This window comes from Streptococcus sp. 1F3 (assembly GCF_054968985.1).
Genome location: NZ_JBUEQR010000104.1, coordinates 1 through 15814 on the forward strand (window position 1 = coordinate 1; position 15814 = coordinate 15814).

Here is a 15814-nt window from a genome sequence, read left to right on the forward strand (position 1 = left end):
ATATGGGACTTTTTTTCTATACTCAAAAAGGCTCCATAATCTCTACAGTGGATTTACCCACTACAGAAATTATAGAGCCGTGAAATGACGATACCATCATTTCATGATATAATGAAAAAATATAGGAGAGATGAGAATGATTAAGATATTATTGGTCGAAGATGATTTAAGTTTGTCAAATTCAGTATTTGACTTTTTAGATGATTTTGCAGATGTTATGCAGGTTTTTGATGGCGATGAGGGCTTGTATGAAGCTGAATCGGGTGTGTATGACCTTATCCTGCTCGATTTGATGCTACCAGAAAAAGATGGTTTTCAAGTTCTCAAGGAGCTAAGAGAAAAGGGAGTTACAACGCCCGTCTTGATTACGACAGCTAAGGAAAGTCTGGATGATAAGGGACATGGCTTTGAATTAGGAGCTGATGACTATTTGACCAAGCCTTTTTATCTAGAGGAATTAAAGATGCGGATTCAAGCCCTCTTGAAACGTTCGGGTAGATTCAACGAAAATATTCTGACCTTTGGAGATGTATCTGTTGATCTTTCAACCAATGCAACGACGGTCAATGGGACTGAGGTAGAGCTACTTGGAAAGGAATTTGACCTGCTCGTTTATTTCTTACAGAATCAAAATGTCATTCTCCCTAAGACACAAATTTTTGATCGGATTTGGGGCTTTGATAGTGATACAACGATTTCAGTTGTGGAAGTTTATGTCTCCAAAATTAGAAAAAAATTGAAAGGGACGACCTTTGGCGAGCAGTTGCAAACCATCAGAAGTGTCGGGTATATCTTGAAAAATGCTGCTTAGGTTTCGCAAACTCTACCATACGGATAATTTTGCCTATTTTATCCGTTATTTTGCTGTTTTTACTCTTATTTTTAGTTTGATGACGGTCATTATTTTTCAGTTAATGCGCTCCACCATGTACCAGAGTTCAGATGAAAATTTTAAGGCGATTGCAGATAATCCAGAGATGATGATGGAATTTGCAAGGGCTCGCGGTTTATCTCCTGAGGCAGAAATTGTCTGGGAAAAAAATACCAATGCAGATCAAGACAATAATAAGGAAGTTGAGAGCGATGGAGCAGCTGATGCCGAAAAGAAATACAAGCTCTTTTATCCTACTTCTAAAATTAGGCTCAATGCCAATTACCATGTGATACTCTACGATAGTAAAGGCAATCGTCTCAACCAAGTGGATTATTTCTCTGGTCTAGCGGATCTACAAGTTGATAAGGAATCCTTAGATACAATCACGGAATGTGCTGTGATAACTCCTTTTAATGAGACGGAGTACTATCGATGTATGACTCTTGCCTTGCCGACCAACGCTGTTTCAGCTTACACAGGCTTAGACCTTAAATATGCAACGATTCTTTTTAACACGAGCCAAATCAAGTCTTCTATTGCATCGTATGAATCAACGGTGATGTTTGTCATGATAGGCTTTTGGTTGATTTCGATTGTAGCCAGTATCTATCTTTCAAATGTCAGCATGCGTCCCATTCTAGCTAGCTTTCAAAGGCAGAAAGAGTTCGTGGAAAATGCTAGTCATGAATTGCGAACGCCTCTCACCGTTCTGCAAAACCGTCTGGAAAGTCTATTCAGACACCCAGAATCAACGATCATGGATAGCAGTGAGAATATTGCCTCAAGTCTTGCAGAGGTGCGCAATATGCGACTGTTAACGACCAATTTATTAAACCTCGCTCGCCGTGATGATGGCTTAAAACCTGAAATAGTAGCTGTTCAACCAGCCTTCTTTGATGAAACCTTAGCTAACTATAGCATTATAGCTGAAGAAAATGGAAAATTCTTGGAGAGTAACAATCAGGTCAAAGAAGTTATTCATACAGATAAAACCTTACTAAAGCAGCTGATGACCATTTTAGTAGACAATGCCATGAAGTATTCTGACGATGGTGGGCATATCTGGATGGATATCTTGATTAAAGATCGCTTCCTCATCATCAAAGTTGCAGACAATGGTCTTGGGATTAGTCCTGAAAATAAAAAGAAAATTTTTGATCGTTTTTATCGTGTCGACAAGGCAAGAACCCGTCAAAAGGGTGGTTTTGGGCTTGGTCTTTCTCTTGCTAAACAAATTATTGAAACCTTACATGGCACAATTATCGTTCAGGATAATCAGCCAAAAGGAACCATTTTTGAAGTGCGTTTGCCTAAGTAAGAACCTGTATTCACAGGTGAAATGCTTTATATATTAGCTGGAAGTGGTGATAGTCAAAGAAAATCAAAAAGCAAAGGAGAAAGCTCGCCGAAGTCTGCTGCTATTATAGTCCTATAGACTATAGCAGGTGAGAAATAGAGCTTGCAAAAGCAGGTGAGCATGGTAGCGTACAGCAAGGCGATGCTGACGAGCTTTGAAGAGATTTTCAAAGAGTATGAACTAAATATAGGTTCTAAGTATGAAAGTCTATCGCTTCTCTATTTTCTATACTAGATTAGGAACATCTCCTAATCTAGTTTTTTATACGGATTGACAAATCATCTGAATGATGATATGTTTAAATAAAAAAGAATATATGGAGTGCCATTATGAAAAGAGTTTCTGTTAGTCTATTAACGTTACTATCAGTAGCTGTGCTATCAGCTTGCTCACTACCAAAATCCAATAATACTTTGGATGCTTTTCAAAGAGAGGTCTCTATAGAAAAAAAGCAACTTGAGGCTGAACTGGCAGACTTAAAAGAAGAAGTTCAAAAAAATTTTTACTATCAACAATTGACCACCAGCAGGGAACGCCGTCTTTACCTGCAATTTGTAAATGGGCTGAAAAAGCGGACACAGGTTATTGATATAGATTCTGCTAATGAGGAGAACTATATCCGCGTTTATTTGTCTGTTGCTAATGATTATCCGGAATTTTATTGGTTAACAGATGAGGAAGCGATGGAGAATGGGATTGATTTCTCTGATTTGGAAGAACCATTTTATCCGAGTGATCTATCCTCCGTGAATGCTCAAATGGAAGAACAGATAACTAGCATATTAGAACAAGCACCGACTGGGTCAGATTATGAAAAGGTCAAGTATTTTTATGAAGTGATTATTAAGCAAACCGAATACGATATAGAAGCCTTCAAAAGCAGGCGTCTCAATTGGAGAAGTCAGGGCATCACCAGTGTTTTATTAGACAAAAAATCAGTATGTGCAGGTTATAGCCGAACCTTTCAGTACTTGTGCAAAAAAGCAGGGATTGACTGTATCTATGTAGCAGGAATTGCTAAGAGTGGTTCTGAGGGAGAGATTGGTCATGCTTGGAATTTGGTCAATATCAATGGACAATATTACGGTGTTGACACAACCTGGGGAGACCCTGTCTTTGATCAAGCGATGGGTGGAGGAGTTTATACAGATATTTCCTACGATTACTTATGTGTTCCAGATGAAATGTTAGAAAGAAGCAGGGTGGCTGATAAAGAATTGCTCAAGTATTGGGTGATTGATCGTTCGAGTCAAGCCCAGAACTTGACCTATCCTGTTTGTACTGATAACTCATTGAACTATTATGTTCAAAAAGGAGTTTATTTCACGAATTTTGATGAGGGAGCTATTTTACAATCCATCACTGAGCAAAGATTACAGGGAGCGGATAAAATTTTTATCCAATTTGCAAATGGAGAAGCTATGCAACAAATGCTTGCACTGGCAGCTGCAGAAAATAATGCCATTTTTCAAGCCTTAGGAGAGGTAGGCAGCTATCAATATGTCTATAGTGAACAAACCTATACTTTTGAAGTAACAGAATGGCATTAAGATATTCAATCTGTCAGATGGACAATACTTGTCCTAAAAATTTATCCTGACTACCAAACTAAAAAATGCTCTCACCTATTAAGATGAGGCTTTTTTAGGCTTAACAAAACATCATTCTATAGGTCTTTCTAGGTGATCAATCAAGACTGAAAAATAGCAATTTTCTGACTTTACTCATAATGAGAAAAAAGTCATGATAACGGTTGCATTATTTTATTTTTGTGCTAAAATAGGTCTGTGATTTAAAGCACATATTATTTTATATCTATTGAATCACAATAGAAGAAAAGGAGATAAAAATGAGAAGAAGTTGGAAGCTTGTACTGCTCAGTTTTGTTGCAGTATTGCTGATGTTTGGCTGTTCAGCTGCCAAACAAAGTGGAACATTTGAGGGTGTTGGTAGCGGAAAGCATGGTGACATCAAGGTAGCTGTTACGATTACAGAGGGTGCTATCACAAAGATTGATGTTTTAGAACAGGACGAAAACAAGGTCTTGTCTGAGCCTGTTTACGAAGAGTTACAGGATATGATTATCGCTCAAAACTCAGCAGATGTTGAAGCGGTATCAGGTGCTTCTGCAACAAGTGAGGGCTACCTCAATGCGGTAAAAGATGCAGTTGAAAAATCAGGCATCACCCTCGTAGCAGCTAAAAAATCAAAACAGGCAAAAGAAAAGGATCAAATCCCTGCAGAGCAAAGCTTTGATGTAGTCGTTGTTGGTTCTGGAGGAGCAGGCTTTAGTGCAGCGATTGAAGCAGCAGAAGCAGGTAAAAAAGTAGCGATTCTTGAAAAACTTCCTGCCATTGGTGGAAATACCCTCCTTTCTGGTGGTGAGATGAATGCACCAGGTAACTGGGTGCAAAAGAAATTAGGTATCGAAGGTGACTCGGTAGAGGTCTACTATCAAGACACTATGAAAGGTGGCGATAACGTAGGAGATCCTAAGATGGTTCGCTTGATGGCTGAAAAGGCATTAGAATCAGCTGAGTGGCTTCGTGATGATATCAAGGTTGAATTTTTACCAGACCAATTATTCCAGTTTGGTGGTCACACTTACAAACGTGCCTTAATTCCGGTTGGACATACTGGTGCTGAATTGATTTCTAAATTAAAAATGAAAGCTGACGAGTTGAAAATTCCAGTCTTCTTGAATGTCAAAGCTGAAAAATTGATGAAAGATGATAGCGGAAAAATCGTTGGTGTTACTGCGACAGATAAAGACAAGCGAGAATTGACATTCAATGCTAAAGATGCTGTCATCTTGACAACCGGTGGATTTGGTTCAAATGTTGAAATGCGTAAACAGTACAATAAGGAATATGACGAACGTTATCATTCTACAGATTCTGTTGGTACGACAGGAGATGGAATTGTGATGGCTCAAGAAGTAGGGGCGGCTCTTACTAATATGGAAAGTATTCAGACCTATCCGATTGCCAATCCTAAAACAGGTATGATTTCCTTGCTGGCAGACACTCGCTTTGATGGAGCTATTTTGGTCAATCAAGAAGGGCAACGTTTCGTAGAAGAATTGGAACGCCGTGATGTGATTTCTAAGGCTATCCTTGCTCAAACAGGTGGTTATGCTTATCAAATCTGGAATGATGATATTGATGCTATTTCCAAGACCAAAGAAGCCCACAAGGCAGAGTATGATGAATTGATTCGTGAAAAATTGTTGGTCAAGGCAGATACCATTGAAGAAGCAGCTAAATTCTTTGATATTGATGTAGATACCTTGAAAGAAACGATTGAAAAAGTCAATGCTTATGCAAAAGATGGAAAAGATAAAGATTTCAATCACCGTGGAGGTTTGGTATCTCTTGAAAAAGGTCCTTACTATATTGAAAAAGCGGCACCATCAGTACACCACACCATGGGTGGACTAGTCATCAATGAAAAGACAGAGGTCTTGGATGAAAGTGGAAAAGTTATTCCTGGGCTTTATGCAGCAGGCGAATTGACAGGTGTTATCCAAGGGAAAAATCGTCTAGGTGGTAATGCCATTACAGATATTATTACTTATGGACGCATTGCTGGTCAGCAAGTTGGGGCAATGAAATAAGATACAATGTATACAAGAAAGGCTAAGAGATAAAACTTAGCCTTTTATAGTATTCATAAATATGTCCAATTCTTTTTGGTTATGGAGGATGGTAACCTTATCGGTGTAGGTATGACAGAGTGTTCTGTAATGTTGTTGGATTTCTGGAGAACGGCCTTTTTTTAGGATCCAGTAGATAAATGCCCAATCTAATTTTTCCATACAGCCACTAGCCATGCTCTCTCTGACCCTGCCGGCATATCTGAGATAGCGTTTAAAAGCACGAAACAAGCAATTCCAACGTGAGAACTGCATCAAGATAATCTGATCAGCCTGTTCCATTCGCTCTTGGTAGCAAAAAGAACGATAATTTCCTTCAATAATCCAGTCTTCTTTTTGTAAAAAGGTTTCCAACAAGGCTTTCATCTCCTTGTCTGGTCGTTTTTGCCAATGGGGAAGCAGGCGAATTGTATCTAGATGTAGATAGGGAATCTGGTAATGCTTACCAAGATAGGTAGCTAAGGTAGATTTGCCAGAAGCACTATAGCCAATGATTGCAATTTTCATATCACTCCTTTACAACTTCATACAAAAAAAGAAGCCGAATGGCTCTTTTTTTAAGCGAGTTTTGATGCAAGACGTGCTTTATCGCGACTTGCTTTGTTTTTGTGAATCAAACCTTTTGTTTCTGCTTTATCGATAGCTGAGCTAGCAGCGCGGAAAAGCTCCTCAGAAGGGTTTGCTTCAAATGCTTTGATTGCAGTACGCATAGCTGATTTTTGAGCTGAGTTTTTTTCGTTTTGTTTTACGTTCAATTCAGCACGTTTGATAGCTGACTTAATGTTTGCCAATGGTTTCACCTCCACCTTTTCTATACTAACTATACTATTATATCTGAAAAAATAGATTTTGACAAGAGGAAATCACTTTTTCAAATAAATTTCATCAATTTCATGATTTTTTGCTTTATGAAGAATGATATCTGCCCGATGGCGGGTTGGCTCAATATAGTCTTTCAAGTTGACTAGATTGATGCTTTCCCAGATACTATGGGCAAATGTGGAAATTTCCTTCTCTGTCATTTCTAAAAAGCGATGATAGTAATTGTTAGGATTGCTTTCAGCTAATTTCAATAATTTTTTAAAGCGTTCCAAATACCAGTTTTCAATGTTTTCAACTGCCGCATCAACATAGATGGACAAATCAAAATAATCACTGACATAGAGATGTTGGTTTTGAGGATTCTGAAAAATATTGATTCCCTCAACAATGAGAATATCAGGTGTAGAAATGGTCTGGTACTGGTCTGGTAAAATATCATAGACTTCATGGGAATAAATAGGGATTTGGAAATCATGACCGTTTTCGATAGTGTTCAGAAAGTCAAGGAGTAATTCCATATCGTAGGATTCAGGGAAGCCTTTTCGATCGAGGAGATTTTTTTCTTTTAGAAGGGCGTTGGGATAGAGAAAGCCATCTGTAGTCACCATTTCTACTTTGGCATGTTTAAAGGTTCTGGTCAGTAAAATCTGCAAGAGCCTACTAGTAGTGGATTTTCCGACAGCTACACTACCAGAGATTCCGATGATAAAGGGCTGGGACTTGATTTTCTTCTGTAAAAAGAGACTTTTAGAAAAAGAGAGATCTTCACTTGCTTTCTTATAAATTCGAATCAGGTTGATGAGTGGTAGGTAGACATCCAATACATCTTGGAGGCTAATTGTATCATTGAAACTTTTGATGGAATTAAGCTCTTCTTCTGTGAGAGGGACAGTGGTATTTCGATGTAATTGTTGCCAGGTTTGGCGGCTAATTTTTTCAAAGTTAATCAGTTCATTCTTCATAGCCTCATTGTAGCACGATTTTTTACAACTGTAAAATGATTGAGGACACCTCAAAATAAATTCGAATGTAGATAAAATAAATAGCAAACGAAGTGTTTCAAACGCTATCCTTATTGTAGTGGTGTAGGAAAGCAGTTGACAAGTCAGATGGGCAATATGATGAGCGTGTGGGGAATAAAAATCCTTGCAGGGCAATCTCTTGTAAACGTTTTTCTTAAATGGTATAATAGCGGTATGGCAGATATGTATTACGAAAAAAATCCTAGTGTGGCTCATGATCTTCATGAGCTTCGTGTCACTCTGCTAGGTCAAGAGATGTTCTTTTTAACGGATGCAGGAGTGTTCAGTAAGAAGATGGTAGACTACGGCAGTCAGGTGCTCTTGAATACCGTAGAGTTGGACGAGGGAAAGAGATTATTAGATGTGGGCTGTGGATATGGCCCACTTGGTTTGACTTTGGGGAGAGCTTTTGGAGTTTTGCCCACCATGGTTGATATTAACAGTCGGGCGGTTGATTTAGCGATTCAAAATGCTGCGAAAAATAAAGTACAAGCCACCATTTTCCAATCGAATATTTACGAAGAAGTATCAGGGACCTTTGACTATGTGATTTCAAATCCCCCCATTCGAGCTGGTAAGGCAGTTGTCCATGCCATTATTCAAGGTGCTTACGACTATTTGGAAGCCTTAGGACGATTCACCATTGTGATTCAGAAAAAGCAAGGTGCGCCAAGTGCTAAGGCTAAAATGGAAGAGGTTTTTGGAAATTGTACGATCTTAAAAAAAGATAAGGGATATTATATTTTAGAAAGTGTGAAAGAATGAGGACGGTCGACTTAATTCAGAAAAAGCGAGATGGTCAGGAACTCACGACAGATGAAATAAATTGGCTCATTAGTGGGTATGCTAGTGGTAGTGTTCCAGATTATCAGATGGCCGCATTTGCTATGGCAATCTACTTTAGAGGGATGTCAACTAAGGAAATCTCAGATTTGACGATGGCAATGGTCGCTAGCGGTGAAGAAATTGACCTTTCAGCAATTTCAGGTATAAAAGTAGATAAGCACTCCACTGGGGGTGTCGGTGATAAGGTGACCTTGATTTTGGCCCCGCTAGTTGCGAGCTTTGGTGTCCCAGTTGCCAAAATGAGTGGTCGTGGTTTAGGTCATACAGGTGGAACCTTAGATAAATTGGAAGCCATTAAAGGCTACCAGATTGAACTGACGCAAGACCAATTTATCAAACAAGTACAAGATATCGGTATAGCGGTCATCGGTCAATCTGATAATATGGTTAAGGCAGATAAGTTGCTCTATGCTCTTCGAGATGTGACAGCAACCGTTGACATTATTCCATTGATTGCAAGCTCTGTCATGTCTAAGAAAATTGCTGCTGGAGCGGATGCAATTTTACTAGATGTGACGGTTGGCGAAGGAGCCTTTATGAAAAATATAGAGGATGCCCGCCAATTAGCTCAAACCATGGTTAAACTTGGGAAAGCCGTCGGCAGAAAGACAGTCGCAGTGATTACAGACATGTCACAGCCGGTTGGCACAAGTATTGGGAATCGCCTTGAAATTCTAGAAGCCTTGGATATTTTACAAGGGAAGGGACGTAAGGACGTAACTGAATTTATTTGTGAATTGGCACAAATCATGCTAGGGCTTGCTGATGTTGAAAAGACAGTGGAGGAGGTTCGGGCGCATCTTTTGAATGGTTCGGCCCTTCAAAAGTTTGAAGAAATGGTGCTGGCTCAAGGAGGTCAACTAGAAGACTTATATCGCCCAGTCCGTGTAGCCCATCAAGTACCAGTTTTGGCTCAAGAGAGCGGCTATATTACAGCTTTGCCTGCCTTGGAATTTGGCTTATTTGCCATGAAGCTAGGTGCGGGACGAGCAGTCAAAACGGATTCGCTTGATTATGAAGCAGGAATTGTCTTTCATAAAAAGGTTGGAGACGCGGTTGAAGCTGGTCAAGAAATCGCAACTGTTTTTGCTAATGAAAATATCTCAGAAAATATGCTTACAAATTTCCAAAAAAATGTTAAAATAGGAAATGCGAGTGTAAAGACGAAAGAAATAATAGAAATTGTTTCATAATGTACGGAGAAAAACATGAAATTAAATAAATATATCGACCATACCCTACTTAAACCAGAAGCTACAAAAGATCAAGTCCTAGCAATTCTTGGAGAAGCAAAAGAATATGACTTTGCAAGTGTCTGTGTCAATCCAACTTGGGTAGCTCTTTCAGCTCAGGAATTGAAAGGGACAGATGTGAAAGTTTGTACGGTGATTGGCTTTCCTCTAGGAGCAAGTACGTCGGCAGTTAAGGCGTTTGAAACTAGGGACGCTATTATCAATGGTGCAGATGAGATTGACATGGTCATCAACGTAGGAGCTCTTAAATCAGGAGATTACGATACAGTCTTGAAGGATATCCAGGCAGTTGTCGAAGCAAGTGGTGATAAGTTAGTCAAAGTGATTATTGAAACCTGCCTCTTGACAGATGAAGAAAAAGTAAGAGCCTGTCAATTGTCACAAGAAGCAGGAGCTGATTTTGTCAAAACCTCAACAGGCTTTTCAACTGGTGGGGCTACGGTAGAAGATGTAGCCTTAATGCGAAAAACAGTTGGACCAGATATGGGAGTGAAGGCATCAGGCGGAGCTCGCTCATACGGAGATGCTAAGGCCTTTATTGCAGCAGGAGCGACTCGGATTGGGGCTTCTTCTGGTGTAGCGATTATGAAGGGAGAAACGGCAGATGGCGACTACTGATTTAATTGACCTGTCTATTGAAGTTAGTAAAAAAGCCTACGTTCCCTATTCCCACTTTCCTATCGGTGCTGTATTAGTTGCAAAAGATGGTCAGATTTTTACAGGGGTTAACATTGAAAATGCTAGCTTTGGCTTGACCAATTGCGGTGAGCGAACAGCGATTTTCAAGGCTGTTTCAGAAGGAAGTTTGGAGTTTTCAGAGTTAATCGTTTATGGTGAAACAGAAAAACCCATTTCACCGTGCGGAGCCTGTCGCCAAGTTATGGCAGAATTTTTTGATCAGGATTTAATAGTGACATTAGTTGCTAAAGATAAGTCGACAGTCGAGATGACAGTCAGGGAGTTACTTCCGTATTCTTTTACAGATTTGACATAAATCTGTAAGGCAGTCGTTTGACTGTACTATATCCATTTTGCAACGAAGGTTGCACAAAGAATTTTTAGGAGGGTTCAGAAATGAACAAAAAACTTATTGGTTTAGGTGTTGCAACTCTTGCAACTGTAGCACTTGCTGCTTGTGGAAATCGTGCAGCTAAGAACGATTCAACTTCAAACGGTGATGCTTCAGCAGTAAAAGCAGCAGTTGTTACCGATGTTGGTGGTGTGGATGACCGTTCCTTTAACCAATCAGCTTGGGAAGGGTTGACAGCATGGGGAGATGAAAATGGTCTTAAAAAAGACCAAGGCTATACTTACTTCCAATCCGGTAGCGAATCCGATTATGTAACGAACCTTGACTCAGCTGTTTCAGGTGGTTATAACCTTGTATTTGGGATTGGTTTTGCTTTGGAAAATGCGATTGCAGAAGTAGCACCGAATAATCCTGATACAAACTATGTTATTGTTGACAGTGTTGTCAAAGACCAAGACAATGTAGCTAGCGTTGGTTTTGCAGACCATGAAGCATCTTATCTTGCTGGTGTAGCTGCTGCTAAATCAACAAAAACAAACCATGTAGGCTTTATCGGTGGTATGGAATCTGTGATTATCGACCGCTTTGAAGCAGGTTTCGTAGCAGGTGTAAAATCCGTTAATAAAGATATTAAAGTAACGGTTGACTATGCAGGGTCATTTGCAGATGCAGCAAAAGGTCAAACATTAGCAGCTGCACAATATGCTGCTGGTGCAGATGTAATCTTCCATGCTTCAGGTGGTACTGGTAATGGTGTCTTTGCTGCAGCAAAAGCAGAAAATGAAACACGTAACGAAGCTGATAAGGTTTGGGTAATTGGTGTAGACCGTGACCAATCAGCAGAAGGTAAATACACTTCTAAAGATGGTAAAGATTCAAACTTTGTATTGGCCTCTACTCTTAAAGAGGTAGGTACTTCTGTAAAGGATATTGCGAATAAAGCTCTAAAAGGTGAGTTTCCTGGTGGTGAAATCATCACATTCTCACTTGCTGATAAAGGAGTAGACTTGGCAGAAACAAATCTTTCAAGCGATGCTTCAGAAGCAGTAGCAGCTGCTAAAAAAGATATCTTGGATAAAAAAGTAGAAGTCCCAGAAGCACCTAAGAAAAAATAATAATAGATGTTCATCCGAAACGGCGACCTGACTCGGTCGCCGTTTTAGGAGTTGAGATTATATGAGGTTATTAAAGCTTATCAATCCATATTTTGGTAGGTTTTACTGACAAAAATATAATCCGAAAGGAAGAAGATTATGACAAAAGATTATGTCATTGAGATGCGAGAAATCACGAAGATTTTTGGTGATTTTGTAGCAAATGATCATATCAATTTAAATGTCAGACGTGGAGAGATTCATGCCCTTTTAGGAGAAAATGGAGCAGGTAAGTCTACATTGATGAATATGCTTGCAGGTCTCTTAGAGCCGACAAGTGGAGAAATTACGATAAATGGTCAGGTTGTAACAATTGATTCTCCGTCCAAGGCCGCGCATTTGGGAATTGGCATGGTGCACCAACATTTCATGCTTGTGGATGCTTTTACGGTTGCTGAAAATATTATTTTAGGAAGTGAAACGACCAAGGCTGGTGTGATAGACATTAAGCAGGCAGTCAAAGATATTCAAGAATTGTCAACTAAATATGGTTTGGAGGTTGATCCAACTGCCAAGGTTGCAGACATTTCAGTTGGTGCCCAGCAACGGGTAGAGATTCTTAAAACCCTTTACCGTGGAGCAGATTTATTGATTTTTGATGAACCGACAGCAGTCTTAACTCCAGCAGAAATCACAGAGCTTTTAAAAATTATGAAAACGCTCGTTCAAGAAGGAAAATCAATTATTCTCATTACTCATAAGTTAGACGAAATCCGAGCTGTTGCAGATAGTGTAACTGTTATCCGTCGTGGAAAATCCATTGAAACAGTCGAAGTCGCTGGCGCAAGTAATGAAGACTTGGCGGAGTGGATGGTTGGGCGTTCTGTATCTTTTAAAACAGAAAAAGTTACAGCTAATCCCAAAGAGGTCGTTTTATCAATCAAGGATCTAGTTGTCCATGAAAATAGAGGGATTCCTGCTGTGAAAGGCTTATCCCTTGATGTCCGTGCAGGAGAAATTGTCGGTATTGCAGGGATTGATGGAAACGGTCAGAGTGAGCTTATTCAAGCCATTACAGGACTTCGTAAGGTAAAATCTGGTCAAATTTTGATAAAAGGCACAGAAGTGGTCGGAAAATCACCTCGGAAAATCACAGAGATGAATGTCAGTCATGTACCTGAAGACCGTCATCGTGACGGTTTGGTCTTACAGATGACAGTTGCTGAAAACATTGCTTTGCAGACCTATTACAAGGAACCCATTTCTAAAAATGGTATCTTGAACTACGACACAATGAACAAAAACGCTCGAGAACTGATGGCAGAATTTGATGTTCGTGGTGCTAGTGAGTTGGTGCCCGTAAAGGCTCTTTCAGGAGGCAACCAACAAAAAGCCATTATCGCACGGGAAATTGACCGCAATCCTGATTTATTGATTGTTAGTCAGCCCACACGTGGTCTTGATGTTGGAGCGATTGAGTATATCCGTAAACGTCTCATTGCAGAGCGCGATAAAGGAAAAGCTGTTCTTGTGGTCAGCTTTGAATTGGACGAAATTTTAGATGTTTCTGATCGGATTGCAGTTATTCACGATGGTGTTATTCATGGGATTGTTGATCCGGCTAAGACGAACAAACAAGAATTGGGATTCTTAATGGCTGGTGGAAAACTGGAAAAGGAGGAAGCAAATGCCTAAGAAGTTACAAAATATAACCCTCCCTCTGCTTGCGGTTGTGTCAGGTTTACTATTAGGAGCCATCATCATGCTGATGTTTGGCTATGATCCTATTGCGGGCTATGATGAATTATTTTACTCTGCCTTTGGCTCTGTAAAATCAATCGGGGAAATTTTTGCAGCGATGGCTCCGCTCATGTTTACAGCTCTAGGATTTGCAGTGGCAAGTCGTGCCGGATTTTTTAATGTTGGACTTTCAGGACAGGCTCTTGTAGGTTGGGTCTTTGCGGGTTGGTTTGCCCTAGTAAATCCAGATTTACCACGACCTTTGTTAATCCTAGCAACGATTCTAGTTGCGATGGTTGCAGGAGGTCTTGCTGGAGCTATTCCTGGGATTTTACGTGCCTATCTGGGAACGAGTGAGGTGATTGTGACCATCATGATGAATTATATCTTGCTTTATACCAGTAATTATATTATCCGCAATGTCTTTGCAGCTGATTTGATGAAGAATAAAGACTCAAGTATCAATATCTCTGCCAATGCTTCTTATCGTTTGGATTGGCTGACAAATATGACAGCAAATTCTAGGATCAACATTGGAATCTTCTTTGCCATTATTGCAGTGCTTGTTATCTGGTTCTTATTGACTAAGACAACGCTTGGTTTTGAGATTCGGTCTGTTGGTCTCAATCCGACAGCATCTGATTATGCAGGGATGTCTGCAAAACGGACCATTATTCTTTCGATGATTATCTCTGGTGCTTTAGCAGGTATCGGTGGTGCTATTCAGGGGCTTGGAACCTTCCAGAATGTTTATACTCAAGGCGGTAATCTGGATATTGGTTTTAATGGGATGTCCGTAGCTCTACTAGCTTCAAATTCCCCCCTAGGGATTCCATTTGCAGCCTTTCTATTTGGCACCTTGTCCATTGGAGCACCTGGTATGGTAAAGGCCCAGATTCCACCAGAATTAATCAATGTGGTGACTGCTTCCATTATCTTCTTTGTCGGTGTTAAATTTATTTTTGAACAACTGCTAAAACGTAGAAAAAAAGCGAAAGGAGTGAACTAGGATGAATCTAACAATCTTAACCTTACTTATTTCGCAGATGTTGATTTACTCTGCTCCTCTTATTTTTACCAGTCTAGGAGGAGTGTTCTCTGAACGTGCCGGTATTGTCAATGTAGGACTAGAAGGAATTATGGTCATCGGGGCGTTTGCTGGTGTTGTCTTTAATATTGAATTTGCAAGTACCTTTGGTAAGACCACCCCACTTTTGGCAGTCTTAGTTGGAGGAGTAGCAGGATTAGTATTTTCTATTATCCACGCAACGGCAACGATCCATTTTCGGGCAGACCATGTGGTATCAGGAACGGTGTTGAATCTACTAGCGCCAGCCTTATCAGTCTTTCTTATAAAGGTTCTCTACCATAAAGGACAGACAGATAGTATTCCGCAATCATTTGGTAAGTTTTCATTTCCACTGCTGGAAAAGATTCCAGTAATTGGTGATTTATTCTTTAAAAATACGAGTTTGATGGGCTATGTCGCCATCGCCATGGCTTTTGTATCTTGGTTCATTCTCTATAAGACCAAATTTGGTCTGCGTCTTCGTTCAGTTGGCGAACATCCACAAGCAGCTGATACTTTGGGAATCAATGTGTATGCAATGCGCTATGCCGGTGTCCTTATCGCAGGTTTCCTCGGTGGAGTTGGGGGCGCAGTGAGTGCCCAAACGGTGAATATCAATTTCTCAGCCACGACGATTGTCGGTTCTGGTTTCATCGCCTTAGCAGCTGTGATTTTCGGTAAATGGAACCCAATCGGTGCCATGTTAGCTAGCCTCTTCTTTGGCTTATCTCAAAGTTTGGCAGTGATTGGTGCCCAACTTCCTGGTCTTTCTCAAATACCTACTGTGTATTTGCAGATTGCCCCTTACCTGATTACTGTAGTAGCTCTAGCAGCTTTCTTTGGAAAAGCAGTTGCACCAAAGGCAGACGGTATTAACTACATTAAGTCTAAATAAAAATGGAGTTGAGCATTTTGCTCAATTCCATTTTTTATAGTGATTAAGTTTTAAAATAGTAGCGCAATGATTCATTTATAGATTTGAATCGTGGTAATAATTCTATGATTGCCTTCTTTAAGTTTGCCCACGCAGTTTCAATTGGATTTAGCTCCGG

Annotated in this window: 15 protein-coding genes; 12 read left to right on the forward strand and 3 right to left on the reverse strand. The window is 40.0% G+C overall.

All coding sequences use genetic code 11. From position 1 onward, the window contains the following. Window positions 1–136 precede the first annotated feature (136 nt). The 4 genes from ACVPON_RS09095 (at window position 137) to ACVPON_RS09110 (ending at window position 5847) form a co-directional block, all read left to right on the forward strand. Window positions 137–811: a response regulator transcription factor gene (locus ACVPON_RS09095; protein ID WP_462878313.1), complete on the forward strand. Its 675-nt coding sequence runs from the start codon at window positions 137–139 to the stop codon at window positions 809–811. Beyond that, entirely contained in the window at window positions 801–2192 is a 1392-nt protein-coding gene (locus ACVPON_RS09100; protein ID WP_462878314.1) for a sensor histidine kinase, read from the forward strand. The genes ACVPON_RS09095 and ACVPON_RS09100 overlap by 11 nt, the downstream gene beginning before the upstream one ends. 368 nt (window positions 2193–2560) lie before the next feature. Further along, window positions 2561–3781, forward strand: a complete 1221-nt coding sequence (locus tag ACVPON_RS09105) for a transglutaminase domain-containing protein (protein ID WP_462878315.1) — start codon at window positions 2561–2563, stop codon at window positions 3779–3781. 299 nt (window positions 3782–4080) lie between these two features. Next, entirely contained in the window at window positions 4081–5847 is a 1767-nt protein-coding gene (locus ACVPON_RS09110; protein ID WP_462878316.1) for a flavocytochrome c, read from the forward strand. Between the two features lie 36 nt (window positions 5848–5883). Here ACVPON_RS09110 and ACVPON_RS09115 read toward each other — a convergent pair whose 3' ends face one another. Genes ACVPON_RS09115 through coaA form a run of 3 tightly spaced genes read right to left on the reverse strand, consistent with a single transcriptional unit; the run spans window position 5884 to window position 7670 of the window. Further along, window positions 5884–6393, reverse strand: coding sequence for a DNA topology modulation protein (locus tag ACVPON_RS09115; RefSeq protein WP_462878317.1), 510 nt, complete (start codon window positions 6391–6393; stop codon window positions 5884–5886). Window positions 6394–6443: 50 nt separating this feature from the next. After that, the gene (rpsT, locus tag ACVPON_RS09120; RefSeq protein WP_012027069.1) at window positions 6444–6692 is read right to left on the reverse strand and encodes a 30S ribosomal protein S20; all 249 of its coding nucleotides are present in this window, start codon (window positions 6690–6692) and stop codon (window positions 6444–6446) included. A 57-nt stretch (window positions 6693–6749) separates the two neighbouring features. Then, window positions 6750–7670: a type I pantothenate kinase gene (coaA, locus tag ACVPON_RS09125; protein ID WP_462878318.1), complete on the reverse strand. Its 921-nt coding sequence runs from the start codon at window positions 7668–7670 to the stop codon at window positions 6750–6752. A gap of 234 nt (window positions 7671–7904) precedes the next feature. Here coaA and ACVPON_RS09130 point away from each other — a divergent pair, with 234 nt between their 5' ends. From ACVPON_RS09130 to ACVPON_RS09165, 8 genes are all read left to right on the forward strand, one after another. Beyond that, a complete protein-coding gene (locus tag ACVPON_RS09130) occupies window positions 7905–8495 on the forward strand; it encodes a class I SAM-dependent methyltransferase (RefSeq protein WP_462878326.1) in 591 nt (196 codons plus the stop codon). Next, window positions 8492–9769 (forward strand): pyrimidine-nucleoside phosphorylase, encoded by a 1278-nt coding sequence (locus ACVPON_RS09135; RefSeq protein WP_462878319.1) that lies wholly within the window; start codon window positions 8492–8494, stop codon window positions 9767–9769. The genes ACVPON_RS09130 and ACVPON_RS09135 overlap by 4 nt, the downstream gene beginning before the upstream one ends. Window positions 9770–9784: 15 nt before the next feature. Continuing rightward, on the forward strand, window positions 9785–10447 hold the full coding sequence (gene deoC / locus ACVPON_RS09140) for a deoxyribose-phosphate aldolase (protein ID WP_462878320.1): 663 nt from the start codon (window positions 9785–9787) through the stop codon (window positions 10445–10447). Next, complete coding sequence (locus ACVPON_RS09145; RefSeq protein ID WP_462878321.1) at window positions 10434–10823, forward strand: cytidine deaminase; 390 nt, start codon at window positions 10434–10436, stop codon at window positions 10821–10823. Before deoC ends, ACVPON_RS09145 begins: the two co-directional genes overlap by 14 nt. 80 nt (window positions 10824–10903) lie before the next feature. After that, the gene (locus ACVPON_RS09150) at window positions 10904–11974 is read left to right on the forward strand and encodes a BMP family lipoprotein (protein ID WP_462878322.1); all 1071 of its coding nucleotides are present in this window, start codon (window positions 10904–10906) and stop codon (window positions 11972–11974) included. A 138-nt stretch (window positions 11975–12112) separates the two neighbouring features. Further along, window positions 12113–13648 (forward strand): ABC transporter ATP-binding protein, encoded by a 1536-nt coding sequence (locus tag ACVPON_RS09155; RefSeq protein ID WP_462878323.1) that lies wholly within the window; start codon window positions 12113–12115, stop codon window positions 13646–13648. Then, window positions 13641–14702, forward strand: coding sequence for an ABC transporter permease (locus tag ACVPON_RS09160; protein ID WP_462878324.1), 1062 nt, complete (start codon window positions 13641–13643; stop codon window positions 14700–14702). Before ACVPON_RS09155 ends, ACVPON_RS09160 begins: the two co-directional genes overlap by 8 nt. A 1-nt stretch (window position 14703) precedes the next feature. Next, window positions 14704–15657, forward strand: coding sequence for an ABC transporter permease (locus tag ACVPON_RS09165; protein WP_462878325.1), 954 nt, complete (start codon window positions 14704–14706; stop codon window positions 15655–15657). The last annotated feature ends 157 nt before the right edge of the window (window positions 15658–15814 follow it).

Excerpts from the sequence above, each read along its gene's own strand:
- ACVPON_RS09095 (WP_462878313.1), top strand. The coding sequence starts at position 137 with ATGATTAAGATATTATTGGTCGAAGATGATTTAAGTTTGTCAAATTCA.
- ACVPON_RS09100 (WP_462878314.1), top strand. The coding sequence starts at position 801 with ATGCTGCTTAGGTTTCGCAAACTCTACCATACGGATAATTTTGCCTAT.
- ACVPON_RS09105 (WP_462878315.1), top strand. The coding sequence starts at position 2,561 with ATGAAAAGAGTTTCTGTTAGTCTATTAACGTTACTATCAGTAGCTGTG.
- ACVPON_RS09110 (WP_462878316.1), top strand. The coding sequence starts at position 4,081 with ATGAGAAGAAGTTGGAAGCTTGTACTGCTCAGTTTTGTTGCAGTATTG.
- ACVPON_RS09115 (WP_462878317.1), bottom strand. The coding sequence starts at position 6,393 with ATGAAAATTGCAATCATTGGCTATAGTGCTTCTGGCAAATCTACCTTA.
- coaA (WP_462878318.1), bottom strand. The coding sequence starts at position 7,670 with ATGAAGAATGAACTGATTAACTTTGAAAAAATTAGCCGCCAAACCTGG.
- ACVPON_RS09130 (WP_462878326.1), top strand. The coding sequence starts at position 7,905 with ATGGCAGATATGTATTACGAAAAAAATCCTAGTGTGGCTCATGATCTT.
- ACVPON_RS09135 (WP_462878319.1), top strand. The coding sequence starts at position 8,492 with ATGAGGACGGTCGACTTAATTCAGAAAAAGCGAGATGGTCAGGAACTC.
- deoC (WP_462878320.1), top strand. The coding sequence starts at position 9,785 with ATGAAATTAAATAAATATATCGACCATACCCTACTTAAACCAGAAGCT.
- ACVPON_RS09145 (WP_462878321.1), top strand. The coding sequence starts at position 10,434 with ATGGCGACTACTGATTTAATTGACCTGTCTATTGAAGTTAGTAAAAAA.
- ACVPON_RS09150 (WP_462878322.1), top strand. The coding sequence starts at position 10,904 with ATGAACAAAAAACTTATTGGTTTAGGTGTTGCAACTCTTGCAACTGTA.
- ACVPON_RS09155 (WP_462878323.1), top strand. The coding sequence starts at position 12,113 with ATGACAAAAGATTATGTCATTGAGATGCGAGAAATCACGAAGATTTTT.
- ACVPON_RS09160 (WP_462878324.1), top strand. The coding sequence starts at position 13,641 with ATGCCTAAGAAGTTACAAAATATAACCCTCCCTCTGCTTGCGGTTGTG.
- ACVPON_RS09165 (WP_462878325.1), top strand. The coding sequence starts at position 14,704 with ATGAATCTAACAATCTTAACCTTACTTATTTCGCAGATGTTGATTTAC.